Source organism: Ruegeria sp. E1, assembly GCF_056534225.1.
Genome location: NZ_JBQFPE010000007.1, coordinates 178,607 through 203,337, shown reverse-complemented (window position 1 = coordinate 203,337; position 24,731 = coordinate 178,607). Strand labels below are relative to the sequence as shown.

22 protein-coding genes are annotated in these 24,731 nt (G+C 58.7%); 8 read left to right on the top strand and 14 right to left on the bottom strand.

Features of this window, described 5'->3' with window-relative positions; all coding sequences use genetic code 11:
- Window positions 1-38: 38 nt before the first annotated feature.
- On the bottom strand, window positions 39-2,084 hold the full coding sequence (locus tag ACR0FG_RS11130) for an acetyl-CoA carboxylase biotin carboxylase subunit (protein ID WP_480892995.1): 2,046 nt from the start codon (window positions 2,082-2,084) through the stop codon (window positions 39-41).
- Between the two features lie 117 nt (window positions 2,085-2,201).
- Complete coding sequence (locus ACR0FG_RS11125; RefSeq protein WP_170710288.1) at window positions 2,202-2,405, bottom strand: hypothetical protein; 204 nt, start codon at window positions 2,403-2,405, stop codon at window positions 2,202-2,204.
- Between the two features lie 653 nt (window positions 2,406-3,058).
- Between ACR0FG_RS11125 and ACR0FG_RS11120 the strand changes: the two genes are divergently transcribed.
- Window positions 3,059-4,201 (top strand): DcaP family trimeric outer membrane transporter, encoded by a 1,143-nt coding sequence (locus ACR0FG_RS11120; protein WP_480892992.1) that lies wholly within the window; start codon window positions 3,059-3,061, stop codon window positions 4,199-4,201.
- An 83-nt stretch (window positions 4,202-4,284) separates the two neighbouring features.
- Here ACR0FG_RS11120 and ACR0FG_RS11115 read toward each other — a convergent pair whose 3' ends face one another.
- The 3 genes from ACR0FG_RS11115 to ACR0FG_RS11105 all read right to left on the bottom strand — a co-directional run bounded on the left by ACR0FG_RS11115 (window position 4,285) and on the right by ACR0FG_RS11105 (window position 6,818).
- A complete protein-coding gene (locus ACR0FG_RS11115) occupies window positions 4,285-4,638 on the bottom strand; it encodes a hypothetical protein (protein WP_480892990.1) in 354 nt (117 codons plus the stop codon).
- A 130-nt stretch (window positions 4,639-4,768) separates the two neighbouring features.
- On the bottom strand, window positions 4,769-5,212 hold the full coding sequence (locus tag ACR0FG_RS11110; protein WP_480892988.1) for a DUF6497 family protein: 444 nt from the start codon (window positions 5,210-5,212) through the stop codon (window positions 4,769-4,771).
- Window positions 5,213-5,285: 73 nt separating this feature from the next.
- Entirely contained in the window at window positions 5,286-6,818 is a 1,533-nt protein-coding gene (locus tag ACR0FG_RS11105; protein ID WP_480892987.1) for an acyl-CoA carboxylase subunit beta, read from the bottom strand.
- 183 nt (window positions 6,819-7,001) lie between these two features.
- Here ACR0FG_RS11105 and ACR0FG_RS11100 point away from each other — a divergent pair, with 183 nt between their 5' ends.
- The gene (locus ACR0FG_RS11100) at window positions 7,002-8,207 is read left to right on the top strand and encodes a multidrug effflux MFS transporter (RefSeq protein WP_480892985.1); all 1,206 of its coding nucleotides are present in this window, start codon (window positions 7,002-7,004) and stop codon (window positions 8,205-8,207) included.
- A gap of 63 nt (window positions 8,208-8,270) precedes the next feature.
- On the top strand, window positions 8,271-9,671 hold the full coding sequence (locus tag ACR0FG_RS11095; RefSeq protein WP_480892983.1) for a helix-turn-helix domain-containing protein: 1,401 nt from the start codon (window positions 8,271-8,273) through the stop codon (window positions 9,669-9,671).
- Window positions 9,672-9,740: 69 nt separating this feature from the next.
- Here the strand turns inward: ACR0FG_RS11095 and ACR0FG_RS11090 are convergent, their stop codons facing one another.
- The 6 genes from ACR0FG_RS11090 to ACR0FG_RS11065 form a co-directional block, all read right to left on the bottom strand.
- On the bottom strand, window positions 9,741-9,980 hold the full coding sequence (locus ACR0FG_RS11090) for an HP1242/YdcH family protein (RefSeq protein WP_480892982.1): 240 nt from the start codon (window positions 9,978-9,980) through the stop codon (window positions 9,741-9,743).
- Between the two features lie 118 nt (window positions 9,981-10,098).
- The gene (gene betA / locus ACR0FG_RS11085) at window positions 10,099-11,757 is read right to left on the bottom strand and encodes a choline dehydrogenase (RefSeq protein WP_480892980.1); all 1,659 of its coding nucleotides are present in this window, start codon (window positions 11,755-11,757) and stop codon (window positions 10,099-10,101) included.
- An 89-nt stretch (window positions 11,758-11,846) separates the two neighbouring features.
- Window positions 11,847-13,355 carry a choline-sulfatase gene (gene betC / locus ACR0FG_RS11080; RefSeq protein WP_480892979.1) on the bottom strand — a complete coding sequence of 503 codons (1,509 nt, stop codon included), beginning with the start codon at window positions 13,353-13,355 and terminating at the stop codon, window positions 11,847-11,849.
- Window positions 13,342-13,923, bottom strand: a complete 582-nt coding sequence (betI, locus tag ACR0FG_RS11075; protein WP_480892977.1) for a choline-binding transcriptional repressor BetI — start codon at window positions 13,921-13,923, stop codon at window positions 13,342-13,344. The genes betC and betI overlap by 14 nt, the downstream gene beginning before the upstream one ends.
- A gap of 56 nt (window positions 13,924-13,979) precedes the next feature.
- The gene (locus tag ACR0FG_RS11070) at window positions 13,980-14,915 is read right to left on the bottom strand and encodes a DMT family transporter (protein WP_480892976.1); all 936 of its coding nucleotides are present in this window, start codon (window positions 14,913-14,915) and stop codon (window positions 13,980-13,982) included.
- Window positions 14,916-14,954: 39 nt separating this feature from the next.
- A complete protein-coding gene (locus ACR0FG_RS11065; protein ID WP_170710300.1) occupies window positions 14,955-15,554 on the bottom strand; it encodes a LysE/ArgO family amino acid transporter in 600 nt (199 codons plus the stop codon).
- Between the two features lie 85 nt (window positions 15,555-15,639).
- Between ACR0FG_RS11065 and ACR0FG_RS11060 the strand changes: the two genes are divergently transcribed.
- Window positions 15,640-16,536: a LysR family transcriptional regulator ArgP gene (locus ACR0FG_RS11060; protein WP_480892974.1), complete on the top strand. Its 897-nt coding sequence runs from the start codon at window positions 15,640-15,642 to the stop codon at window positions 16,534-16,536.
- Here the strand turns inward: ACR0FG_RS11060 and ACR0FG_RS11055 are convergent, their stop codons facing one another.
- Both ACR0FG_RS11055 and ACR0FG_RS11050 read right to left on the bottom strand, forming a co-directional pair.
- A complete protein-coding gene (locus tag ACR0FG_RS11055; protein ID WP_480892972.1) occupies window positions 16,537-17,805 on the bottom strand; it encodes an MFS transporter in 1,269 nt (422 codons plus the stop codon).
- A 158-nt stretch (window positions 17,806-17,963) separates the two neighbouring features.
- A complete protein-coding gene (locus ACR0FG_RS11050; RefSeq protein WP_170710303.1) occupies window positions 17,964-18,704 on the bottom strand; it encodes a YebC/PmpR family DNA-binding transcriptional regulator in 741 nt (246 codons plus the stop codon).
- 111 nt (window positions 18,705-18,815) lie between these two features.
- On the opposite strand from ACR0FG_RS11050, the gene ACR0FG_RS11045 reads away from it, so the two are divergent.
- From ACR0FG_RS11045 to ACR0FG_RS11030, 4 genes are all read left to right on the top strand, one after another.
- Window positions 18,816-20,588: an SLC13 family permease gene (locus tag ACR0FG_RS11045; RefSeq protein ID WP_480892970.1), complete on the top strand. Its 1,773-nt coding sequence runs from the start codon at window positions 18,816-18,818 to the stop codon at window positions 20,586-20,588.
- Window positions 20,589-20,604: 16 nt separating this feature from the next.
- Window positions 20,605-21,339, top strand: a complete 735-nt coding sequence (locus ACR0FG_RS11040) for a glutamine amidotransferase (RefSeq protein ID WP_480892968.1) — start codon at window positions 20,605-20,607, stop codon at window positions 21,337-21,339.
- Between the two features lie 72 nt (window positions 21,340-21,411).
- Window positions 21,412-22,269: a bile acid:sodium symporter family protein gene (locus ACR0FG_RS11035; RefSeq protein WP_480892966.1), complete on the top strand. Its 858-nt coding sequence runs from the start codon at window positions 21,412-21,414 to the stop codon at window positions 22,267-22,269.
- Between the two features lie 11 nt (window positions 22,270-22,280).
- Window positions 22,281-23,942, top strand: a complete 1,662-nt coding sequence (locus ACR0FG_RS11030; RefSeq protein WP_480892964.1) for an FAD-binding dehydrogenase — start codon at window positions 22,281-22,283, stop codon at window positions 23,940-23,942.
- Here the strand turns inward: ACR0FG_RS11030 and ACR0FG_RS11025 are convergent, their stop codons facing one another.
- Window positions 23,943-24,689, bottom strand: a complete 747-nt coding sequence (locus tag ACR0FG_RS11025; protein ID WP_480892963.1) for a YbaY family lipoprotein — start codon at window positions 24,687-24,689, stop codon at window positions 23,943-23,945.
- Between the last annotated feature and the right edge of the window lie 42 nt (window positions 24,690-24,731).

Here is a 24,731-nt window from a genome sequence, read left to right as displayed (position 1 = left end):
CAGAAACCCGTGAGGATATGGAAAAAGCGCGGTCATGATCACTCGAACTCGATGATCACGTCGTCCACGGCAAGGCTGTCGCCTGCACCGGCATTGATCTTGGCGACTTTGCCCTTTTTCTCGGCGCGCAGGATGTTTTCCATCTTCATCGCCTCGATGGTGCACAGCGCCTGCCCCTCCTGCACTTCCTGACCGACCTCGACATCGACCTTCACAACAAGGCCGGGCATCGGGCAGAGCAGCATTTTCGAGGTATCGGGCGGCAGTTTTTCAGGCATCAGGCGGGCCAGCTCTGCCTGACGCGGGGTGCGCACGTGCACCTTGATATCCGCACCGCGATTGCGAATGCGGAAGCCGCCCGAAACCTTGCCAACCTTCAGAACAAGCGGGCTGCCATCGACATCTAGAACGGCCAATTGGTCACCGGGTGTCCAATCAGAGGCAACGCGCGATATGGTGCCATCGGCAAAGCGCACAGTCGAGCCATCCTTGTCTGCATCTATCCCGACGGCAAACTCCTGCCCTTGCAAGGTCACAACCCAATCGCTGCCAACCTTGCGTTCGTGATTGTCCATCCGGCCCGACACGCGGGTGCGCCGAATCTCGGCCACCCGATGCATCGCGGCGCAAGAGGCTGCGATGCGGCGCAGGTCGGCCTCGGGCAATTCAACGCCTTCGAAACCATCGGGGTATTCTTCGGCGATGAAGGCGGTTGTCATATCGCCGCTGACGAATTTGGGGTGATCCATCACAGCCGACAGGAAGGGCAGGTTATGACCGATGCCTTCCACCTCAAAACTGTCCAAAGCAACGCGCATCGCTTCGATCGCCTGCTCACGAGTTGGGGCCCATGTACACAGCTTGGCGATCATCGGGTCGTAATACATGCTGATCTCGCCGCCCTCGTAGACGCCGGTATCGTTGCGCACGGCAGCCGTGCCTTCGGGAGCGTCGCCTTGCCATTTGCCATTGACCAGCATCGGACCCGCAGCCGTTTCCTGCGGTGGGCGATAGCGGGTCAGACGACCAATCGACGGCAGGAACCCACGATACGGATCTTCTGCATACAGACGGTTTTCGATGGCCCACCCGGTCAGGGTTACATCATCCTGCGTGATGGTCAGCTTTTCGCCTGCGGCCACCCGGATCATCTGTTCAACCAGATCGACACCGGTGATCAGTTCAGTGACGGGGTGTTCCACCTGCAGGCGGGTGTTCATTTCGAGGAAGTAGAAGTTCTTTTCACCATCTACGATAAATTCGACCGTCCCGGCGCTGGCGTAATCCACCGCCTTGGCAAGCGCGACCGCCTGTTCCCCCATCGCCTTGCGGGTTTCGGGATCGAGGAAGGGCGAAGGCGCCTCCTCGACAACTTTCTGGTTGCGGCGCTGGATCGAGCATTCGCGCTCGCCCAGATAGACGCCATTGCCGTGGCTGTCACACAGAACCTGAATTTCGATATGGCGCGGCTGGGTCACGAATTTCTCGATGAAAATCCGGTCGTCGCCAAAGGAATTCGCCGCTTCGTTCTTGGACGACTGAAAGCCCTCGCGCGCCTCTTCATCGTTCCATGCGATCCGCATCCCCTTGCCGCCACCGCCAGCGCTGGCTTTGATCATCACCGGATAGCCGATGTCGTTCGATATCTTGACTGCCTCATCCGCGTCTTCGATCAGCCCCATATAGCCGGGCACCGTCGAAACACCCGCATCCTGCGCGATCTTTTTCGAGGTGATCTTGTCGCCCATGCTTTCAATCGCACCCACCGGCGGGCCGACAAAGGCGACGCCTTCGGCTTCCAGCGCCTCGGCAAATTTCGAGTTTTCTGACAGGAAGCCGTAACCGGGATGCACCGCCTGAGCGCCGCTTTGGCGAATGGCGTCCATCACCTTGTCGATCACGATGTAAGACTGGTTCGCAGGCGGCGGGCCGATATGCACCGCCTCATCCGCCATCGAGACATGCAGGGCGTTCTTGTCCGCATCCGAATAGATGGCAACGGTGCCGATACCCATCTTGCGGGCGGTCTTGATAACCCGGCAGGCGATCTCGCCCCGGTTGGCGATCAGGATCTTGTTGAACATGGAACGTCCTTTGTCTTGGTGTTCTGGAAACGCAAAACGCCGCCGCGAGGTTGAAACCCCACGACGGCGTGATGCGTGATGACGGTCGGGACCTGACCGGCCCCGATAAATTCAGCGTTAGTTACAGTTGTGCTGCGTCTTGCAGTACAGCACATTGCCCGCGGCCCCGACAGCCGCGCCCAGCAACGGATCGGCATTGAGGACCGCCGCGCCAACCGCGCCCGCGCCGCCGCCAAGCAGTGCCTGTTCGCCAGTCGTATCGCCGCAGGCCGCAAGCCCGGCACAAGTTGCCATTGCAAGGATGAGTTTCGAGAATCGCATGATGTCTGCCCCTTTTGGTATGTTGACGTCTTTGGTGCCAGATGGGGCAATCGGGCCTTGTTATTCAATATCAACGGCAGCGATGGACAATTATTAGCAGAATTCTGCCTCTTTTCTTCGGATGCGCGCGCAAAAAAGAAAACCGCGGACAGGTCATTGTGGGAAACACAAGCCTGCCCGCGGAAGGAAGGGGTACGGAATAGTAGGTGCATGTGCGACGCAGGCAAAGTAGAGCCGCACGGCTGGGTCAGATTGCCCGGCACAATTTCTGTCGCCAATAGAAGATTGTTTCCATTTGAGATTCCGGCTGAAACCTGCTCATCAAGATCGGCACCGCGCAAATTCGCGCCGATGCGCCGTTTGTCCCATTCCCCACGCTGCCCGGCCCGCCGCGTCACAGTTCCGTTACAAACCGGGTTGAAACCCGGATTTCTTTCCGGTCTCAGTTCACGCCTTGCTGCGCGCGCAAAAGAAATTTTTCCGGGGCTGTGCAACGCCTTGGAGACCGCTTTCACCGGTACGTGAAATCCGGTGCTGAAAACCTCAAATTTCGTTGAAATTCCGAGATCGATTTCTCCCGATTTGGTGATTTTCAAATTCTGCAGTGGCGTGAAACCGTTCCCGTGCACACTCGCATACAAGGAATTATCTCCATGACAATAAAGGGCAAAACCGCCTGCCTGCTTGCTGCCAGCACGCTTTGCGTGACCGGTGTGCAAGCCATGGCGCAAACGCAAGACGAACTGGACGCGCTGCGCGCCCGGGTCGAAGCATTGGAGGCTGCAAATGCCGGATCGGGAACTGGTGATCTGAGGATCGGAAACACCACTCTGGACGTTTACGGATACGTGAAGGCCGACTTCTTTTACGATTTCGACTTTGATCAGGGTGACACCGCATTCGTGAACGTCATCGGCGAGCCGTCGGCCGCGACCAGCGGCTCTTTTGGCGCTACGGTCCGGCAGTCGCGCATCGGGCTGCGGACCAACACGCCCAGCGCAATCGGCGATATCAGCGGCCAGCTTGAGCTGGACCTGTTCGCATCCAACGGCACCGCCGAATTGCGGCTGCGTCACGCCAATATCGGCATCGGGGACCACTGGCTGATCGGTCAGACCTGGACCAACTTCATGCCGCTGGACACCTACCCCACCTCGGTCGAATTTAATGGACCCGTAGGTATCCCGTTCGCCCGTGTGCCGCAGATCCGCTACACCAACACCTTTGGTTCGGCGACGACCGTCAGCTTCTCGATCGAAGAGAATGTCAGCGGATCCAATTCCGATGATCCCGTCCTGACCGGTGCGGTCGAGTACAATGACGGTAAATACCTTGCACGGGCCTCGGTTCTGTACGGCAAGGCAGAATCGGGATCGGTCGAGGTCGATCAGACCGGCTTTACCCTGTCGGGCTCGATCCGTCCCTGGGAAGGTGGCCTGTTTCAGGTCAACTACGTCAACGGTGAAGCGATTGGTCCCTACCTGATTGGCCTGGGTGATGCGATTGTCGGCGGCGAGGCGAATGACGTCGATGGCTATACCGTCGAATTCCGTCAGGACATCACTCCGAAATGGAATGTCGGCATCGCTTACGGGTACGAGGATTATGACCTGCCGACCTCGACCGGCACCCTGTCCTTTACCGAGCTTGAGACGATCCACGTCAACGCCTTCTATAAGGCGACCGACAGTCTGACGCTCAGCGCCGAATATATCTACGGCGAGCGAAATGACGAACCCACTGGACGGACGTTCGACGGCAGCCGCGTACAGCTGGCGGCGCAGCTGAACTTCTGACACCAACGCGTGACCCCGGCCAACGCCGGTCGGGGTCGCCATTTCGCGCCGATGGCAGAGATATTCCGCAGCGTGGTTCACGTTTATTGCACCCTGTCAAAGATGTCAGGGAACGACGCGCGCGCCACATCCAGATCGATCACCAGCAGTGCATCATAGCTGGCCGGATCAAAGGGATCTTCTGCGGCCACCACCTCACGCCCGAAAAACCAGCTAAGCCGCCCGGCATCCAGATTGCCGCGTTCGAAGGGCTGATCGCCGAAATGTTCCCATAGTGCAGTCAAAAAGGCCGTGTCAGCTCGTTTATCGGCGGGTTTGCGATCGCGAAACCTTTCGCGTCGGGTTAGCGGCGTCACACCCTTGGGGTTGGCGCGGCGAATGGTGAATTGAAAATCTGTTCCCTGCAGGCGACCGGGAAATCCGCGATGTTTGATCATGGCGAAACCTCATGAATCATTTGAGCGGACGAAACGGAACAAGAGCATCCGTCAAAGGATGGGGTCGGCATTGGTACCTCTGCTGTGATCTGATGAAACGCTTTGGCGTCACGAAATGGGGTTTCCATTGTCAAAGCCCCTCCCAGATACAGCGGGACTGTTCCAGCCGATAGGCCTCAAAGAACTGCGTCGCCTCGGGCGAGGAAGTGCCAAAATCCAGTGGCCGGTCCGCAAACGAGATAACGATCCGCGCCGGGTCCAGATCATGCTGAACGACATATGGCACCGCCAGCACCTCGCACAGATGGGCCATGTCGATGATGGCAACATCATAGGTGATTTGCCCCACGGTCGATCCGATCTTGGGGGCAATGAACCGAAACCGCACCCACAACTCACCCGGGTTTGTGTCGAGCAGTACATTGCTCAGTTCGACCGGTTGTCCAGATGGGACAGGTAGCAGGTTGTTGGCCGTCGCCTGCCCTGCGCACCATGCAGCTAGCGTCAAACCGAAAGTCAGCGAGCGCCTGACGCAACCGGGTCGTGTGATGATATGATCTGTCCAGCGTTTCATCCTATGAGAAAACTCAGGCTTCCTGTTTGGGATACGGTGAAAAGTTGGGCGGGATGATCCGCCCGAACCAATTCTAAAGCGGAATGTTGTCGTGCTTTTTCCACGGGTTTTTCAGCTGCTTGTTCCGCAAGCTGGCAAACGCACGGGACACGCGGCGGCGGGTGGATTGCGGCATGATCACCTCGTCGATGAAGCCGCGCTCGGCGGCGACGAAGGGATTGGCAAACCGGTCTTCATAGTTCTGCGTGTGCTCCGCGATCTTCTCGGCATCCCCCAGATCGGCACGGTGGATGATCTCGGTCGCGCCCTTGGCCCCCATCACCGCAATCTCGGCCGTGGGCCAGGCATAGTTGAAATCGCCGCGCAGGTGCTTGGACGCCATCACGTCATACGCCCCGCCATAGGCTTTACGGGTGATCACGGTGACCTTGGGCACCGTCGCCTCGCCATAGGCGAACAGCAGCTTGGCACCGTGCTTGATCACCCCGCCATATTCCTGACTGGTGCCGGGCAGAAAGCCCGGAACGTCCACCAGCGTCAGAATCGGGATCTCGAAACAATCGCAGAACCGGACGAACCGCGCCGCCTTGCGCGAGCTGTCGATATCCAGACACCCCGCCAGAACCATCGGCTGGTTGGCCACCACGCCCACCGTCTGGCCCTCAAGCCGGATAAAGCCGGTAATGATATTCTTGGCATAGTCTTCCTGAATTTCGTAGAAATCCCCTTCGTCCGCGACCTTGGTGATAAGTTCCTTCATATCGTAGGGCGTGTTCGGATTGTCCGGGATCAGCGTATCCAGCGAGGTTTCCACCCGGTCCGGTTCGTCAAAGAACGGACGTACGGGCGGTTTCTCGCGGTTATTGAGCGGCAGGAAATCGACCAGACGGCGAACCTCGGCCAACGCTTCGACGTCGTTTTCAAAGGCGCCATCCGCGACCGAGGATTTCCGGGTGTGAGTCGACGCGCCACCGAGTTCCTCGGCGGTGACGACCTCGTTGGTGACGGTTTTTACCACATCCGGACCGGTGACAAACATATAAGAGGTGTCTTTGACCATGAAGATAAAGTCGGTCATGGCCGGACTATAAACCGCCCCACCGGCACACGGCCCCATGATCACGCTGATCTGCGGCACCACGCCCGAGGCCATGATGTTGCGCTGGAACACCTCGGCGTAGCCGGCAAGCGAGGCCACGCCTTCCTGAATACGCGCGCCGCCCGAGTCGTTGATACCGATCACCGGCGCGCCGTTCTGCATCGCCATGTCCATGATTTTGCAGATCTTTTGCGCATGGGTTTCCGACAGCGAGCCACCGAACACCGTAAAGTCCTGGCTGAACACATAAACCATGCGCCCATTGATGGTGCCCCAGCCGGTCACAACGCCGTCCCCGGCGGGTTTTTGCTTTTCCATCCCGAAATCAGTGCAGCGGTGGCTGACAAACATGTCGAACTCTTCAAAGCTGCCCTCATCCACCAGCAACTCGATCCGTTCGCGCGCAGTCAGCTTACCACGCCCGTGCTGGGCGTCGATGCGTCTTTGTCCACCACCCAGCCGCGCGTTGTTGCGGCGGTCTTCAAGCTCGGAAAGGATGTCTTTCATGGCGTTAGTCCCCTGTGAAATTTGCGCAGAACATACAGGGCCAAGACACAGGGCCAAAGAACTATTCAGCAAATTTGCAAATTATTGGCAAGTGCCGACAAGAATATTGTAAATTAGCTAAGTTTCGTTCTGACACGCAATGATGAATGGCATTCCCGTCAAAGCTGCCTATACATGTGAACCATGCAGTTCAGTACACTCTCCACACATCGGTCTCCACCGACAATTTTGACGCTCGTCTTGCTGTCGGGGCTGTCGGCGCTCAGCATGAATCTGTTCCTGCCAAGCCTGCCCAACATGGCGCTGCATTTCGAGGCTGACTACAAAATCATGCAGCTATCGATTGCACTGTATCTGCTGGTCAATGCCGTCCTGCAGATCCTGATCGGGCCGCTTGCTGACAAGGCGGGGCGCCGCCCGGTTCTTTTGTGGGGGTTGGTGCTCTTCCTGCTGGCTACGCTAGGCTGTATCTATGCACCCACCGCCGAGGTCTTTCTGATCTTCCGAATGTGTCAGGCCATTATCGTTGTGGGCATCGTGCTCAGCCGCGCCGCCGTGCGCGACATGTATGCGCAGGATCAGGCCGCGTCGATGCTTGGCTATGTGACAATGGGCATGGCGGTGGTTCCGATGGTCGGCCCCGCCGTCGGCGGGTTTCTGGAAGAAGCCTTTGGCTGGAAAGCGAATTTCTGGCTGCCTTTTGCCGTTGGCGCGTTGGCGCTTGGGCTGACCTATTGGGATTTCGGGGAAACGTCCGGCAAAAGTGGAAAGACGTTGATCCAGCAATTCCGCGAATACCCCGAGCTACTGACCTCGCCTCGGTTCTGGGGATATTCCATGTCCTCTGCCCTGTCATCCGGAGCTTTCTTTGCCTATCTCGGCGGCGCACCATTCATTGGGACCGAGCTGTTTGGCATGTCCGCCTCCGAAGTGGGCGTTTATTTCGGGGCCCCTGCCATAGGCTATTTCTTCGGCAACTTCATCAGCGGGCGCTATTCGGTACGTTTTGGAGTCAACCGGATGGTGCTGTGGGGGTGCTGGCTGAACGCGATTGGCGTTATCCTTTCAGCTGCGCTGTTTCTGGCCGACATGGGCACCGCGCTCAGCTTTTTCGGCTTCATGACCTTTGTCGGCCTGGGCAACGGTATGTCGATCCCGAACGCCACTGCCGGATCGTTGTCCGTTCGCCCGCATCTTGCCGCAACCGCTTCTGGCCTGAGCGGCGCCATCATGCTGGGCGGAGGTGCCGCGCTTAGCGCTTTGTCAGGCACATTACTGACGCGCGAAACCGGGGCCATGCCCTTGCTCTGGGTTATGCTGAGCACGTCGATATTAGCGATTGTTGCCATCAGCATGGTCATATGGCGTGAACGACAACTGGGGCTGTAGACACTTGCACAAACAGGTTTGCAAAGTTAGCGTCCAAAATCAGTAAATCTGCAAAGGTACGCTATGGCCACCCAAAAGCTTTATGCAGGGGCGAAGCTGCGTGAAATGCGCACCCGCTTGACCCTAACGCAAAAGGAATTTGCCGCAAAGCTGGGCGTTTCGCTGCCCTACCTGAACCAGATGGAGAACAACAACAGGCCAATCTCGACCACCGTTGTTCTGGCACTGGCGCAAGAGTTCGGGATGGATGTCACCGAACTGAGCACCGGCGATAGCGAGCGTCTTGTCTCGGACATGCGTGAGGCACTGGCCGATCCCCTGTTTGCCGATAGCATGCCACCGCTGGCTGACCTTCGCCTGACCGCCTCAAACGCACCCGCCCTAGCGCGCGCGTTTATCGAGTTACATCGCACCTATCGCCAGACCCATGAACGACTGGCCTCGCTGGATGAGGCTCTGGGCCGCGAAGACGCCCAAACCCGCGCCAGCCCCTGGGAAGAGGTGCGCGATTTCTTCCACTATTGCGACAACTATATCGATGCTGTCGACCGTGCGGCGGAACGGTTTTCGATGCGGGCCGAAGAGGCGGGCAGCATTCGTCAGGCCGCCCTGAACAGTCTGGCCGAACGGGGCATTCAGGTCAGCTTTGCCGATGCGGAAGCGCTGCGCAGCTATGATGTGACCAACAAGACCCTGCGCCTGTCCTCGCGCGCTGCACCGCAAACTCAGGTGTTCCAGATGCTGCTGCAGGTGGCGCTAATCAGTCAGGACAAACTGCTTGAGGCGACGCTGGATTTCGCCAAATTCCAAAGCGACGAGGCGCGCGCCATCGCCAAGATTGGCCTGGCCAACTATTTCGCAGGCGCATCCCTGATGCCCTACGCCACCTTCCTCGCCGCCGCGCAAGAGGATCGGCACGATCTTGAAGTGCTCAGCAACCGGTTTGGCGCGTCAATCGAGCAGGTCGCGCATCGCCTGTCCACGCTGCAACGGCCCGGAGCCAAGGGCATTCCGTTTTTCTTTGTCCGCGTCGATCAGGCCGGGACCATTACCAAGCGCCACTCGGCCACGCGGCTACAGTTCGCGCGCTTTGGCGGGGCTTGCCCGCTGTGGAACGTGCATCGGGCGTTCGAAACACCGGGGCACTTTCTACGCCAACTGGCCGAGACGCCAGATGGGGTGCGCTATATCTCGCTGGCTTGTGACGTGTCCAAGTCAGGGGGATCGTTCGGCGCCCCTGTGCGCCGCTACGCCATCGCGCTGGGGTGTGAAACGCGGCACGCAAAGGCGCTGGTCTATGCCGACAATCTGGATATCGACAATGCCAGCGCCTATGAGCCGATCGGCATCTCATGCCGAATATGCGAGCGCCAGACCTGTCACCAAAGGTCTGTTCCACCACTCGAACGCCGCCTGACGATCGATGCGCATACACGTGGAACGCTGCCTTACGAAGTCACCTGACCTTCTTCTGTTCAAAAATACCTCGGGGGAGTCGCCAAAGGCGACGGGGGCAGAGCCCCCGCCCTGCGCTCAACTATTCGACAAAATCGCCCAGATTTCATCCTTGAGCAGTGCCCGTTTCTTACGCAGTTCGACCTCGGCCAGTTCTTCCATCGGCTCAACATTGGTTTCAGCCCGGTGAACGGTTCGGTTGACCTCGTGATACTCATCCGCCAGCCGCGCAAAATGCGCATCTGTCTGTTTGAGCTGGCTCATCAATTCGGCTTTCTCGGGGAATTCTTCGGCCAGTTCATGCGGGGTATGGGACATCCTGTTCGCTCCTTTTTGGTATCACGCCCATATGGTAGTGAGGTCTGGAAAAGACCTCTTTGACCGGGATCAAGTTTTTGAGAATCCTGCGGATTTCGGAGAGCAAAAACCGGGGTAATCAACGTTGTGCAGTCGCCCATCCCGGGTGGATCCACGGTCTGTCATTTGCCTTCGGCAACGGGTCTTTACCCAGCAGGTGATCCGAGGTTTTCTCACCCACCATAATGGACGGCGCGTTGAGGTTTCCGTTGGTGATCTGTGGAAAGACCGAACTGTCAGCCACGCGCAACGCCTCGACCCCGATCACCCGACCCTGCGGATCGACAACCGCTGTCTTGTCGTCGGCGCGGCCCATGCGGCAGGTTCCGCAAGGATGATAGGCGCTTTCGGCGTGTTCGGCGATGAACGCATTCAACTCTTCATCTGTTTGCACTGAGGCGCCGGGCTGGATTTCCTTTCCGGCGAAGGCTTTGAAGGCATCCTGCCCAAAGATTTCGCGGGTCAGCCGGATACAGGTGCGGAAATCCTCCCAATCCTGTTCCTGGCTCATGTAGTTGAAGCGGATGACGGGCGCATCCTCGGCCTTGTTCGACCGTAAGGTCACGGCCCCTCGGGACGGAGAGCGCATCGGCCCTACATGCGCCTGAAACCCGTGCCCTTCGGCCGCTGCCTGCCCGTCATAGCGCACCGCCATGGGCAGGAAATGGTACTGAATATCCGGGTACTCGACACCGGGCTTCGACCGAATGAAGGCGGCGCTTTCGAACTGGTTCGACGCACCCAGACCGGTTTTGGTAAACAACCACTGCGCCCCGATCAGGCCCTTACTGATCAGGTTCCAGTGTTTGTATAGCGTGATTGGCTGCAGCGAGGCCTGCTGGATATAAAGCTCAAGATGATCCTGCAGGTTGGCCCCGACACCGGGTCGGTCCGCGATCACGGCAATGCCGTGCTCAGCCAGATGAGCGGCCGGGCCAATCCCCGACAGCATCAGCAGCTTGGGTGAGTTGATCGAGGAAGCCGCCAGCACGACTTCGCGTCGGGCGTGTATGATTTCGGTTTTGCCGCCCCGGATCAGTTCGACGCCAACCGCGCGACCGTTTTCAATCACCACACGAGTGGCAAGGCCGCGCACGATATCGCAATTGGCGCGCCTGAGTGCAGGCTTCAGATACGCGTTCGCCGCAGACCAGCGCCGCCCTTTCCAGACGGTCTGTTCCATCGGGCCAAAGCCTTCCTGCTTTTCCCCGTTATAATCTCCGGTCACCTCATAGCCTGCCTGCTGACCGGCATCGACGAAAGCCTTGAACAGAGGATTTTCACGCGGGCCGCGCGAGACATGCAGCGGCCCGTCCGTGCCGCGCCATGTGGCGTCGCCCCCATGGCCCCCGTCATGCCAGGTCTCCATCCGTTTGTAGTAAGGCAGAACATCGGCATAAGACCAGCCATCCGCCCCCATCTCGGCCCAGGTGTCGAAATCGCGGGCGTGGCCGCGCACATAGACCATTCCGTTGATCGAGGATGACCCACCAATCACTTTGCCCCGCGGGCAGGCCAGTCGCCGGTTGTTCAGATGCGGCTCGGGCTCGGATTTATAGCCCCAGTCATAGCGCGACATGTTCATCGGATAGCTAAGCGCGGCAGGCATCTGGATGAACGGTCCAGCGTCGGTGCCGCCATGTTCGATCACCAGAACCGAGGCTCCGGCCTCGGCCAGACGATAGGCCATGGCGCACCCCGCGGACCCTGCGCCAACGATGACAAAATCTGCTTGCATTCCCGTGTCTCCGGTTCCGCGCGGGACAAGATTTTTCGTCGAAAAATCTCTTTGCCTCCGGCGGGAGTATTTTCAAAAAGATGAAGGGGTTATTCGCCGCGCGGATAGCGTTGGCTTTCTTCAACGGTGTTCAGGTCCATGTGGTTGCGCATGTAGCGCTCGGATGCTTTTTGCAGCGGTTGGTAATCCCACGGGTAATACCCGCCTTGCCGCAGTGCCTCGTAGACAACCCAACGCCCGGCCTGACTTGCGCGGACCTCGGCATCGAAACGGTCAAGATCCCAGCGCGCCTGCGACTTGTTGCGCAGGGTTTGCAGGGTTCCAGAATGTTCGGGCTTGTCAGCCAGATTGGTCAGTTCGTGCGGATCCGCCTCAAGATCAAACAGTTGATCCGGGTCCAGTACGCAGCGGTTGTATTTCCATTTGCCATAGCGCAGCGAAACCAGCGGGGCGTAGGACGCTTCAGCCGCGTATTCCATTGCGACCGGAGCCGTGCGTTCGGTACCCGTGGCCAGTGGCACAAGGTCTTCGCCATCCGTCCAAGGTGCAATTTCCGCCATGTCGATTCCGGCCAGCGTGCCCAGCGTTGGTGTGACGTCAATCGTGGAAACGGGCGTATCGATCCGCCCCGCAGGCAGACCCGGTGCCGAGATCATCAGCGGCACCCGTGCCGAGCCTTCGTAGAAGTTCATCTTGAACCACAATCCCCGCTCACCCAGCATGTCGCCGTGATCCGAGACAAAGAGGATGATCGCCTCTTGCCGGGTTGATTCCAGCACCTCAAGGATTTCACCGATTTTGTCGTCCAGATACGAGATATTGGCGAAATAGGCCCGACGCGATTTGCGGATATCTTCTTCGGTGATGTCGAAACTACGCCAGTCATTAGCATCGAAGATGCGCTTGGAATGCGGATCCTGATTGTCATAACCCAAATCCGCAACCTGCGGCAGCAGATGCTCGCAATCCTCGTAGAGATCCCAGTATTTACGGCGCGCCACATAGGGGTCATGCGGATGGGTGAAGCTGACGGTCAGGCTCCATGGTCTGTCGTCCTTGCCTCGCGCCAGATCATACAGTTTGGCCTTGGCGTTGTAGGCGACCTCGTCATCATACTCCATCTGGTTCGAGATTTCAGCCACGCCGGCGCCCGTAACCGAGCCCATGTTGTGATACCACCAATCGATCCGCTCACCCGGTTTGCGATAGTCGGGGGTCCAGCCGAAATCGGCGGGATAGATATCGGTGGTCAGGCGGTCTTCGAACCCGTGCAACTGATCGGGGCCGACGAAATGCATCTTGCCGCTGAGGCAAGTGTAATACCCGGCGCGGCGCAGATGGTGCGCATAGGTGGGGATGTCGCTGCGGAATTCGGCAGCGTTGTCATAGACCCCGGTGCGCGAGGGCAATTGTCCGGACATGAAACTGGCCCGCCCCGGCGCGCAAAGCGGTGAGGCCGTATAGGCATTTGCAAAACGCGCCGATTGCGCCGCCAGTTTCTTCAGATTAGGCGCGTGCAACCAGTCTGCCGGACCATCGGGAAAGAGGGTACCGTTCAGCTGATCCACCATCAGGATCAGAATGTTAGGTTTTTTCATGTTCAGCCTCTAAAAACGTCGCGAGGACACGCAATGCGTGATTTACCGCCAGTTGCGGCTCTTCCGGTGCGCTGAGTGCGGCGCGGATGTAAAGACCATCGATCAGGGCGATCATGTCTTCGGCGGCCTCAACCGGGTCGGCGAGCATAGGTCGTAGCGCACAAATCAGATTGGACCGGATGCGCGCCTGATAGATCTGCCACAAGCGCAAAGCATCGCTGTTGGTTTGCGCCAGAACGTAAAAGGTCATCCACGCGGCGATAACGTCTGGTGTAAAACACGAAGGCGCGAAGCAGGCCCGGATGATCGCATGGGGGCGTTCGCCGGGTGTGGCGTCCTTTAGCTGCTGACGCGCTTCGGCACCGAAATCCGCCAGAATGCGGCGCATGGCCGCCAGAAATATCTGATCCTTGCCGCCAAAATAGTGATGTGCCAGCGCGCTGGACATGCCCGCGCGTTTGGCAATCTGACTGACGGTGACATCAAGGGACTTCTTCACGCCAAGTTCGGCGATTGTCGCTTTGACAATCGCGTCCCGCCGGATCGGTTCCATTCCCAGTTTCGGCATATCAGCCTCTCTGCCACAGCTCGCAGAGTGAAGGCTAAAAGGTTTTTATTGACTCGTCAATCAACAACCTTCCGCGACCGCGACGGCGGGCTCTCCGAGCCATGGGGCGGTGTGTTGCCCGCACGTTTCAGGACCGCCTCGCGCCAGGTAATAAACGTGACCGCTGCAAGAATCAGAGTCCCGCCGGCCACGACCCACATGTCCACGCGTTCATGAAAAACCGCGGCCCCCATCACCGTGGCCCAAATCAACTGCAGGAAGGTGACCGGTTGGGTGACGGCAACCGGGGCGGCTTGTAGGGCAAGGGTCATGAAATAGTGACCTGCGGTGGCGAAGCTGGCGATCAGAAACAGGATGCTGATGTCGCGCAGGCTGACCGGCTCCCATACGGCGACAGCAAAGGGGATCAGGGCAATCGTGGTCCAGATCGACAGATGCGCGACAACCACCGATGGCCGGATGTCGCGGACCATCACCTTGGCCAACAGATAAGACCCTCCCAATGCCAACGAGGTGCCCAACATCGCAACATGCCCCGGCGAGATTTCCCGGAACCCTGGCCGCAAAATGATCAGAACACCGATCAGGGCAACTCCGATCGCTGCAAGTCTTCGAAACGCCAGCCGCTCTCCTAAAAATACTGCGGCGCCGAGGGTTACGTAAACCGGCGTCATATAGTTCATCGCCGTGACTTCGGCCAAAGGAATGCGGGTCATGGCAAAGAACCACAGCATGACCGCCGCCGCATGGACCACGCCGCGAATGCCAAACAGGGTTATGTTTCGCTGTGTCATTCGGGTATTCATGATCGACCGGATCGCAGGCAACAGAAAGACCAGCCCCAGTGCATAGCGCAAAAACGCCGCCTGAATTGGGTTCATCGTCGTGCCCAGCGTCTTGACCAGCGCGGTCATGCCCACAAAGGACAGACCGGCAGCAAACATCCAAAACATACCGGCAAGCGGTCGGGATTGATCCGAGGGTGCGCTCATGGGGATGTTGAACACCGAAACCCGGCGGCCCACAACCCTTCACATGGTAACAAGTTTCAGCGCGATACCCAGCATGACCACGCCAATCGCGACGTCCAAACCCTGCCACGCCCGGGGCCGTGCAAAGACAGGCGACAGAATTCTGGCGCCGTAACCCAGCGAAAAGAAGAAAACGAAGCTGGAAATCATGGCCCCGATGGCAAAGGCCATCTGATCCTCATACTGGGCCGAGATTGATCCGATCAGGACCACCGTATCCAGATAGACATGCGGGTTGAGCCACGTAAAGGCCAACACGGTCAGCAAGGCCGCGCGCAAGCTGCTGCGCTCTCCCTCTTTGGCCTGCAACGCGGCCCCGCCTTGCCATGCCGAGCGAAAACTGCGCAGGGCGTACCATGTAAGAAACACTGCCCCTCCGTAGCGCATCACGGTCTCGAACCACGGCGCAGCTTGCGCCAAAGTTCCGAATCCGGCCACTCCGGCCGCGATCAGGATGGCGTCTGACACGGCACATGTCAGGCACAGAGCAAACACGTGCTCGCGCCGCAGCCCCTGTCGCAGAACAAATGCGTTTTGTGCGCCAATCGCCAGGATCAGGCTAAAGCCCAGCGCGAAACCTGAAATCAACGATGTCGTCATGACAACCTCCTGCGAACAAGCGTTGACTAACGGACGAGGTGAGCTTTATCAAATTAAAGAGATTTACTTTAGATTAGCAATTCTAATGAAATTCGACCCACATCACCTGTCTGCGCTGTCCGCCATTCTGCGCCTTGGCAGCTTTGATGCGGCGGCGGCTGAACTGGCGGTAACTCCGTCAGCGATATCACAGCGCATCAAGGCGCTGGAGGATCGCGTGGGGGCAACCCTGATCCACCGGGGAACCCCTTGTACCGGCACCCCGACCGGATTGCGGATCGCCCGACTTGCAGACGACATCGGCCTGCTCGAAGCGCAACTGAGTCAGGAGTTGTCGGTTGATAGCGACGCCGAACAGGCTCTGGTTCGGATCGCGTTGCCAGCCGACAGTCTGGCCGTCTGGTTCATCGATGCGATGGCGCAGGTTGACGGGATGCTGTTCGATCTGGTGATCGATGATCAGAACCATTCCGCCGAATGGTTGCAGCGGGGTGAGGTCAGCGCCGCGTTGACCGTCGGCGGGCAGGCTGTGACCGGATGCGACGCGGTGGCGCTGGGGTCATTGCGCTATCTGGCGACCGCCAGTCCGGCCTTCATTGAAAACTGGTTCAGCAAAGGCGTGACCGCCCAATCTTTGGCGCGTGCGCCATGCCTGACGTTCAACCAGAAGGACAGGTTGCAGCAGACATGGATGCAAGAGAAAACAGGCCAGCGCCTGTCGCCGCCCACGCATTTCCTGCCTTCGTCGCAAGGGTTTGTCGAAGCGGCGGCTGCAGGGCTTGGATGGGGCATGAACCCCGAAACGCTGGTGCGGCCATGGATCAAGGATGGGCGGTTGCGTGCGTTAGACCCAAACGCTCCGCTGGACGTTCCGCTGACATGGCAGGTCGGGCGGATTCTGTCCCCGGCGCTGCTGCCTTTGACCCGTGCGGTCCGGCGGGCGGCGGAGGTGTATATGATCCCTCAGCCACGGAACGGCTGATCAGTCGGCAACCGCCTCGGGCTGGCTCGGAACGACGACCCGATAGCACAGAACCGCGGCCAACAGACTGACCGCGCTGATGAATGCCACGGCTAGCGAGACCTCGTGCATGTGCGCAACCGCTGCCAGCAGGGATGAGATCACGACCGCCGAAATCCGGCACAGGCTTTTGACGGCCGCAGCCCCCTGCACGCGCTGATCCCTGGGGGCCACGTCCATAAAATACAACTTGCGGGCAGAACTGACGCCGGTGACGGCCACGGTGACAATGAACAATGCTACGGCGTGAAGATGAACGTCGTGATCCACCCCGAGATAGTGAAACCCCAGCAAGACCGTGCCGGTGACAGCGACCATCAGGGTTCCGGTGACCATGACCGCGCGATGGGATTTCAGGTTTACAAGCTGCCAAAGCGGCGCGGATACCAGATAGCCCGAGGCCGAAGACACAATCATTGCGGTCAGGCCCTTGGCCGATGTGTGATGCGCCTCGGCCGCGATCAGGGCAAAGAAGGGCACGGACAGCGAGACAATGACAATGGGCAGCCGCATGACCATGTAGTGCCGAAACCAGGGCTGTTCGAACATCTTCAGGATATCGGTGAAATTCTCGGAAAACCTGCGCTTTTTGGCAATTTTCTGGGTTTCCGGCGTCTTTTTCGCCGCCTCGGCCATGGCCAGAATGGACAGCCCCGACAGGATGAAAAACCCGACGGACACCGCGATAACGGCAGAGTGGCGCGAAAAGGGCGGATTGTCCTTGGTGATCTGGTGGATCAGCAGCGCCAGACCGATTGCACCCAGACCCCCGGCCCCAAGTTGCAGGTATCGCATCACCATCCGATGTTTGGACTTGACGTGATCGCCCAACAGATCGGTGAACATCAGCGCCTGAATTTCCTCGATCAGCCCGATCAGCAGAAACGCCAGGACAAAAGCAATCGCGATCATCGGCACGACGCCCGTCGCAGCCACCGCGACAGCCATGACCAGACAGGCGCCAATCGCAACTTCTGTCAAAGCGATTGCACGTTTCTTTCGCTGTCTGGCCGCGATGGTCTGCGCAAGAAAAACATCGGCGATCATACTGCCGGTCATACGAATGGAAACAAGCGCGCCCGCCAGAAACATGGGCATTTCCAGCGAGACCGCCAGAAACGGCAGCACCACCGACGGGCTACCCAGTGTCCACGCGACCTGCGAAAGGATGCTTTGCCCGGTCAGGATCGGAACATTGCGCTTTGCAGGATCGGGGGATTTGTCCGCCATGTGTTTGCTCGTGCCGAGACCGGTCGTTCTTGGTGGCTGAATTGCCGTTCGATTTCAAATCTATCGACTTCATGGCTGTCGGCCAAGCACCCAATCGGGCATTAAAAAAGCCCCGGTCATATGACCAGGGCTTTCAAATACTCAGGCTTTGACGCGGCTCAAAGCTGCGCCATGACCTCGTCGGTTGCTTCGAAATTGGTTGTGACGCGCTGAACGTCATCATCGTCCTCCAGCGCATCCACCAGTTTCATCAGCTTTTGCATGTCTTCAAGGCCCAACTCGGTGGTTGTGGTGGGCTTCCAGATCAGCTTGGTCGATTCAGATTCACCCAGCGCACCTTCCAGTGCGTTTGACACATCGTTCAGATCAGTGTCAGCGCACCAGATGATGTGACCATCCTCGGAACTTTCGACATCTTCGGCACCGGCCTCAATGGCGGCTTCAAAGATCGTATCTGCATCGCCCGCGTCCGCCGGATAAACAACCTCACCCTTGCGGTCGAACATGAACCCGACCGAGCCGGTCTCACCCAGATTGCCGCCATTCTTGGAAAAGGTGGACCGCACGGTCGACGCGGTGCGGTTGCGGTTGTCGGTCATGGTCTCGACGATCACCGCGACGCCGTTGGGGCCATAGCCCTCGTACCGGATTTCTTCGTAGTCATCACCTTCGCCTGCGACCGACTTCTTGATCGCGCGGTCGATTACGTCCTTGGGGACCGAGTTTGATTTAGCCTCTTTCACCGCCAGACGCAGGCGCGGGTTCTTGTCGGGATCGGGGTCGCCCATCTTGGCGGCAACGGTGATCTCTTTGGAAAGCTTGGAAAACAGCTTGGACCGCGCGGCGTCCTGACGCCCCTTGCGGTGCTGGATGTTGGCCCATTTGGAATGGCCTGCCATAGTGCGTCCTCGTCATCAGTGATTGCGTATTTGGCGCTCATATAGACGTTTGCGGGGGATGGGATCAAGAGACCGGCTTGCCCGACCCGCGCGCAAAGGTATGGTGGCGATATGACGACAGATCAGATCATTCTTTTTGCCCTTTTCATCACTGTATTCGCAATGCTGCTGTGGGGGCGGTTTCGGTACGACCTTGTGGCCTTTGCCGCCCTCATGATCGGCGTTGTTCTGGGCGTCGTGCCAGTTGACAATGCTTTTGCCGGGTTCGGTCATCCGGCGACGATTATCGTCGCCCTTGTGCTGGTCGTATCTGCAGGATTGGTCCGGTCCGGCGCGGTTTTCATGATCACACGCACTCTGGTCGATGCCTCACGGGGCCTCGGTGCGCATATCGCGCTGATGGGCGGGATCGGAGCTGTCTTGTCGGCGTTTATGAATAACGTAGCCGCTTTGGCGCTGCTGATGCCGGTCGATATTCAGACGGCCCGCAAGGCTGGCCGCTCGGTGGGCCTCAGCCTCATGCCGCTGAGCTTTGCCACCATATTGGGGGGCATGGCGACTTTGATCGGAACACCGCCGAATATCATCATCGCCTCGATCCGGGCTGAGACGCTGGGTGAGCCATTCCGCATGTTCGACTTTGCACCGGTCGGCGGGATTGCGGCCCTTGCCGGTTTGGCGTTTGTGGCTTTGATCGGCTGGCGGTTGCTGCCGGATCGGGGAGAGCAAAAAGAGACATCCGAGGTTCTGGCGGATTACATCGCTGAACTGACGATTCCTGCCGAGTCCACCCATATCGGCAAACGCGTTGCCGAATTGTACGAAACAGCGGAAAAGTCCGACGTCGCCGTGATCGGTCTGATCCGCGATGGAAAACGCCGATACGGCCGTGCCGCAAACGCAATCCTGCACGAGGGCGACGCGCTGGTTCTTGAAGCCAAGCCCGAGGCACTGGACGAATTCCGCGCAGCACTCAACCTTGATTTTTCGGATTCCCGCCGACAAGAGGTGCTGACCGCCGAAGGCGACGGGCTGGAAGTGATCGAGGTGGTTGCGACGGAAAACGCGCGCATCACCGGACGCACTGCGCAGGCGCTGGGGTTGGCGTGGCGTCAAAGCACTGTGCTGATGGGTATCTCGCGTCAGGATCGCCGTATCACCAGCCAGGTGCGTAAGACCGAGGTTGAGGCGGGCGACATCCTGCTGCTGCTCTGCCCGCGTGACCGGGGAGCGGATGTGACCGAATGGCTGGGCTGTCTGCCGCTGGCGGAACGCGGGTTGAACGTAACCGCGAATGAAAAAGCTTGGCTGGCCATAGGCTTGTTCGCCGCCGCCGTGTTGGCGGCCAGCATCGGGCTAATCTATCTGCCTGTCGCGCTGGGGTTGGTGGTCATCGCCTATGTGCTGGCCAAGATCATGCCCATTGCCGACCTCTATGACCAAATCGAATGGCCGGTCGTGGTGTTGCTGGGGTCCATGATCCCCTTGGGCAGTGCGCTGGAAAGTTCGGGCGGGACCGAGCTGATCGCCAACGCATTGATCCAACTGACCAATGGTCTGCCAGCCTGGGCTATTCTGACCGTGCTGATGGTGGTTACGATGACTCTTTCGGATGTGTTGAACAATACGGCCACCGCAATTGTCGCTGCCCCCGTGGGCATACAGATGGCCCGCACGCTGGAAGTGTCGCCTGATCCGTTTCTGATGACGGTTGCGGTGGCCGCCTCGGCCGCATTTCTCACACCGATCGGACACAAGAACAACACGCTGGTGCTGGGGCCCGGAGGCTATCGCTTTGGTGACTACTGGCGCATGGGGCTGCCGCTGGAAATCCTCATCATAGCGGTTTCGATACCCGCGATCCTTGTCTTCTGGCCGCTGTAGTGAGTAAAGGCAGCGCATGAAACGATTTCTGATCCTGCAATTGCGCCCGGAAACGGATGCGTCAGATGCCGAGTATGCCTCGATTCTGGACAAAACCGGTCTGCCGCCTGAAAGGACCCATCGCGTTCGGCTGGACTGCGAAACCCTGCCCGAGGGGCTGGATGTAACCGAATATGCTGGCGTCATCGTCGGTGGTGGTCCGGGGTGCGTGAGTGACGATCCGGCCAGCAAATCCGCACTGGATGCCAAGATAGAAGAAGCGATCATGCGTCTGATGCCGCAGATCACCGCGCAGGATCACCCGTTCATGGGCTGTTGCTACGGCTTGGGTATTCTGACCGCGCATCTGGGTGGAGATGTCAGCAAACAGAAATATGGTGAACCGGTCGGGCCATCCGATTGTCGCCTGACCGAGGCTGGTGCCGAAGATCCGCTGACTGCCGGATTAAACCCGAAATTCGAAGCCTTCGTGGGCCATAAAGAAGCGGTTCAATCCCTGCCCGATGGCTGCGTACATCTGGTCGCCTCGGACCCCTGCCCGTATCAGATGATCCGTTGGGGCAAGAACGTCTACGCCACGCAGTTCCACCCCGAAGCGGATGCGCATGACTTTGAAGAGCGTATCCAAATCTATAAGGATCACGGCTATTTCCCACCCGAGGATGCCCAGCGCCTGATCGAGATTTGTCACGCAGCCGACGTCACCCAACCCGGTGAAATCCTGCGAAGGTTCGCGCAACGATACGGATGACGCAGCGGCGCGGTTGCCTGCGCCTTGCCCCCTCGCCTAGGCTGATCGGAATGACTTTGGGAGGAGTTGTTCTTGGATCTTCTTATCAATGTGGGCCTGCCACTGTCGCTGGCCATCATTATGCTGTCGCTTGGCGTCGGGCTCGAACTTGCCGATTTCAGGCGCGTCCTCAGCCGCCGGTACCCGTTTGCCATCGGTGCAATATCGCAGGTCGTCCTGCTACCCATTGCGGCCTTTGTGACGGTCAAGCTGCTTGCCCTGCCACCGGAGATTGCCGTCGGCTTTATGCTGCTCAGCTTTTGCCCCGGCGGTGTGACCAGCAATATCCTTTCAAAGCTCGCCAAAGCCGATGTGGCGTTGTCGGTCAGTCTGACGGCGGTGATCAGTCTGCTGTCGATTGTTACGGTGCCCGTGTTGGTTGCCTGGACCATAAATCATTTCATGGGCGAAGCTGCGCCTGAGGTCTCAATCACAGGTCTTGCGATCGCGATGTTTCTGATCACAACGCTGCCCGTCTCGATCGGTGTGGCACTTCGCAGCTTTGCAACCGGGTTTGCAAACCGGATCGAAGCCGGTCTTACAAAACTCGCCACGATCCTGTTCGTACTGATCGTCATCGCAGCTTTGGCCGGGAACTGGCAATTGTTTGTCGACAATCTGGGCATCATGGGCGCGGGGCTGATTTCGCTGAACGTCGCATTGTTGCTGATCGGGTTGGGCGTGGCTCGGGCCGCCAATCTGTCCTGGAAGGAAAGCAAGACCATTTCCATCGAAACCGGCATACAGAATTCAACTCTGGGCATCACGCTTGCGGCGCTGATCACCGGAACCGACAGCGGGTTCAGCCCTCTGGCGCTGCCTGCCGCGGTCTACGGGATTACAATGTATTTGGTGGCAATCCCGTTTCTTGTCTGGTTCCGCAACCGCTGAAAGGACATTTCATGACCAACAATACTGCCGATGCGATTATCGTGGGTGGTGGCCTGGCCGGTCTGGCCGCCGCTGCCGAGCTTGGCGATCGCGGCAAAAAAGTGATCGTTCTGGATCAGGAGCCCGAGCACTTTCTGGGCGGTCAAGCGTTCTGGAGCCTAGGCGGGCTTTTCATGGTCGACACGCCCGAACAACGCCGCATGGGCATCCGTGACAGTCACGATCTGGCCCTGCGGGACTGGCTGGGAAGTGCTCAGTTCGATCGAAAAGAAGATGCCTGGCCGCGAAAATGGGCCGAAGCCTATGTCGAGTTCGCCGCAGGGGAAATGCGCCCATGGCTACACGATATGGGCCTGCGCTGGTTTCCGGTGGTTGGCTGGGCGGAACGCGGCGGGTCGTATGCGGATGGCCATGGCAACTCGGTCCCGCGTTTCCACATCACCTGGGGCACCGGGCCGGGCGTGCTGGAACACTTTGTCCGCCGTGTGAAGGAACATGTGGATGCCGGGTTGATCCAGCTGAAATTCCGCCATCAGGTCAGCCATATCATCATGCAGAACGGCGCAGCCAAGGGCGTATCGGGCGAGGTGCTTGCCGATGACACAGCGCAACGCGGCGGCAAGACAAACCGGGACGAACTGGGCGAGTTCGAGGTCTATGCCCCGTCGGTCATCGTCACCTCGGGCGGGATTGGCGGCAATTTCGAAATGGTGCGCAAGAACTGGCCTCGGGCTCGTTTGGGTGAGCCTCCGAAAGACATGGTGGCGGGTGTGCCGTTCCATGTGGACGGGCGCATGATCCCGATCAGCGAAAAGGCAGGGGGCCACGTTATCAATGGCGACCGCATGTGGCATTATACCGAAGGTGTCCGCAATTGGGATCCGATCTGGCCTGCACATGGCATTCGTATTCTACCGGGTCCAAGCTCGATGTGGTTTGACGCAGAAGGGAACCGCTTGCAGCCGCCCTGCCTGCCGGGGTTCGATACTCTGGGCACGCTACGCGAGATTCTGAAAACTGGTCATGAATACAGTTGGTTTGTCCTGACGCAGAAAGTCATCAAGAAGGAATTCGCCCTGTCCGGGTCCGAGCAGAACCCCGATTTCACGTCGGGCAGTTGGAAAGAGGTGATCCGCCAGCGCATCCTTTCAGGTTCAAAGGCGACGGCACCGGTCGAAGCGTTCAAGGAAAAGGGCGAGGATTTTGTCGTCGCCAACACCCTGACCGAGCTTGTGCGGGGCATGAACCATCTGGGTGGTGCGCTTATTGATGAGACCCATCTGCGCGCACAGATCGAAGCACGGGATTCTCAGGTCGATAATCCGTTCTCGAAGGATGCGCAGATGATGGCCATTCTGGCCGCGCGCAACTATCGTGGCGATAAGCTGATCCGAACAGCCAAGCCTCACCGCTTTTTAGACCCTAAGAACGGCCCGCTGATCGCGGTCAAGCTGCATGTGCTCACCCGCAAAACGCTGGGCGGGCTGCAGACCAATCTGGACAGTCAGATGATCGGCGCCGACGGTCAGACCGTCCCCGGCCTGTTCGCAGCCGGGGAAGTCGCGGGATTCGGGGGCGGCGGCTATCACGGTTACAACGCGCTCGAAGGCACGTTTCTGGGTGGCTGTATCTTTTCGGGCCGCAACGCAGGGCGGTCACGCGCCGTCGCGTGATTATTGCGTGCGGATGAATTTCAGCGCTGGTTCGCCCGAGGCATCCAGAAGTACCAGACTGTCACCAGCCACTGCATAGGTTGTCACGCTCTGCAACGCGGCAAAGAACTGGTCCTCGATCTGTTCCAGTTCAGGCGGGCAGGCCATGAGAGTGGCAGCCATGTTATCGGGGAATTCAAGGGTTTCACCCGTCAGGTCCGCCTGACCCATAAAGCGATTGCAGCCCCCGAAACCATTGAATGCACCTCCTTGCGTAAACGAAAGCTGCGGCGGGCGCTCAGCATCCACGATCTCTCCGTATATACCGATTGCGGTCCAGTTGGTGTCTTCCAGCGTTGTCGCTGAATCGCCCGAGACCTGGACCAGCACAAGGTCGGTCGTATCCCCGGCCCCGTTGGTCAGTACCGGATGAACGGTATCGGTGGTAAACAGCAATTGATCGCCGCGATAGATCGACCCGCTGACCGCATAGGTCATCCCATCACGGATCAGGGCATCATCCACCTGCAACTCGAACGCAGCAGGCACGGCTGTCAGTGCATAACGCTGCGCTGCCAAAGTCACCGCCGGGGCATCTGCTCGCGAGATATCCTGAACTTCGACATAAAGCGTCGCATCCTGGGGCACGGCGATCCGTTCGCGATAAGTCGCGGTTCCCGATACGGTCTCGGCACGGATTTCGCTGCCCAACAGCGCCAGTATGACTGCGCCAACCACAATGACCTGCCCAAGCTTTGGAAAAGGCATCGTCCTGTCCTTTCACATCTTTCTTTGACTAAAAGATTGTGG

Excerpts from the sequence above, each read along its gene's own strand:
- ACR0FG_RS11130 (WP_480892995.1), bottom strand. The coding sequence starts at position 2,084 with ATGTTCAACAAGATCCTGATCGCCAACCGGGGCGAGATCGCCTGCCGG.
- ACR0FG_RS11125 (WP_170710288.1), bottom strand. The coding sequence starts at position 2,405 with ATGCGATTCTCGAAACTCATCCTTGCAATGGCAACTTGTGCCGGGCTT.
- ACR0FG_RS11120 (WP_480892992.1), top strand. The coding sequence starts at position 3,059 with ATGACAATAAAGGGCAAAACCGCCTGCCTGCTTGCTGCCAGCACGCTT.
- ACR0FG_RS11115 (WP_480892990.1), bottom strand. The coding sequence starts at position 4,638 with ATGATCAAACATCGCGGATTTCCCGGTCGCCTGCAGGGAACAGATTTT.
- ACR0FG_RS11110 (WP_480892988.1), bottom strand. The coding sequence starts at position 5,212 with ATGAAACGCTGGACAGATCATATCATCACACGACCCGGTTGCGTCAGG.
- ACR0FG_RS11105 (WP_480892987.1), bottom strand. The coding sequence starts at position 6,818 with ATGAAAGACATCCTTTCCGAGCTTGAAGACCGCCGCAACAACGCGCGG.
- ACR0FG_RS11100 (WP_480892985.1), top strand. The coding sequence starts at position 7,002 with ATGCAGTTCAGTACACTCTCCACACATCGGTCTCCACCGACAATTTTG.
- ACR0FG_RS11095 (WP_480892983.1), top strand. The coding sequence starts at position 8,271 with ATGGCCACCCAAAAGCTTTATGCAGGGGCGAAGCTGCGTGAAATGCGC.
- ACR0FG_RS11090 (WP_480892982.1), bottom strand. The coding sequence starts at position 9,980 with ATGTCCCATACCCCGCATGAACTGGCCGAAGAATTCCCCGAGAAAGCC.
- betA (WP_480892980.1), bottom strand. The coding sequence starts at position 11,757 with ATGCAAGCAGATTTTGTCATCGTTGGCGCAGGGTCCGCGGGGTGCGCC.
- betC (WP_480892979.1), bottom strand. The coding sequence starts at position 13,355 with ATGAAAAAACCTAACATTCTGATCCTGATGGTGGATCAGCTGAACGGT.
- betI (WP_480892977.1), bottom strand. The coding sequence starts at position 13,923 with ATGCCGAAACTGGGAATGGAACCGATCCGGCGGGACGCGATTGTCAAA.
- ACR0FG_RS11070 (WP_480892976.1), bottom strand. The coding sequence starts at position 14,915 with ATGAGCGCACCCTCGGATCAATCCCGACCGCTTGCCGGTATGTTTTGG.
- ACR0FG_RS11065 (WP_170710300.1), bottom strand. The coding sequence starts at position 15,554 with ATGACGACATCGTTGATTTCAGGTTTCGCGCTGGGCTTTAGCCTGATC.
- ACR0FG_RS11060 (WP_480892974.1), top strand. The coding sequence starts at position 15,640 with ATGAAATTCGACCCACATCACCTGTCTGCGCTGTCCGCCATTCTGCGC.
- ACR0FG_RS11055 (WP_480892972.1), bottom strand. The coding sequence starts at position 17,805 with ATGGCGGACAAATCCCCCGATCCTGCAAAGCGCAATGTTCCGATCCTG.
- ACR0FG_RS11050 (WP_170710303.1), bottom strand. The coding sequence starts at position 18,704 with ATGGCAGGCCATTCCAAATGGGCCAACATCCAGCACCGCAAGGGGCGT.
- ACR0FG_RS11045 (WP_480892970.1), top strand. The coding sequence starts at position 18,816 with ATGACGACAGATCAGATCATTCTTTTTGCCCTTTTCATCACTGTATTC.
- ACR0FG_RS11040 (WP_480892968.1), top strand. The coding sequence starts at position 20,605 with ATGAAACGATTTCTGATCCTGCAATTGCGCCCGGAAACGGATGCGTCA.
- ACR0FG_RS11030 (WP_480892964.1), top strand. The coding sequence starts at position 22,281 with ATGACCAACAATACTGCCGATGCGATTATCGTGGGTGGTGGCCTGGCC.
- ACR0FG_RS11025 (WP_480892963.1), bottom strand. The coding sequence starts at position 24,689 with ATGCCTTTTCCAAAGCTTGGGCAGGTCATTGTGGTTGGCGCAGTCATA.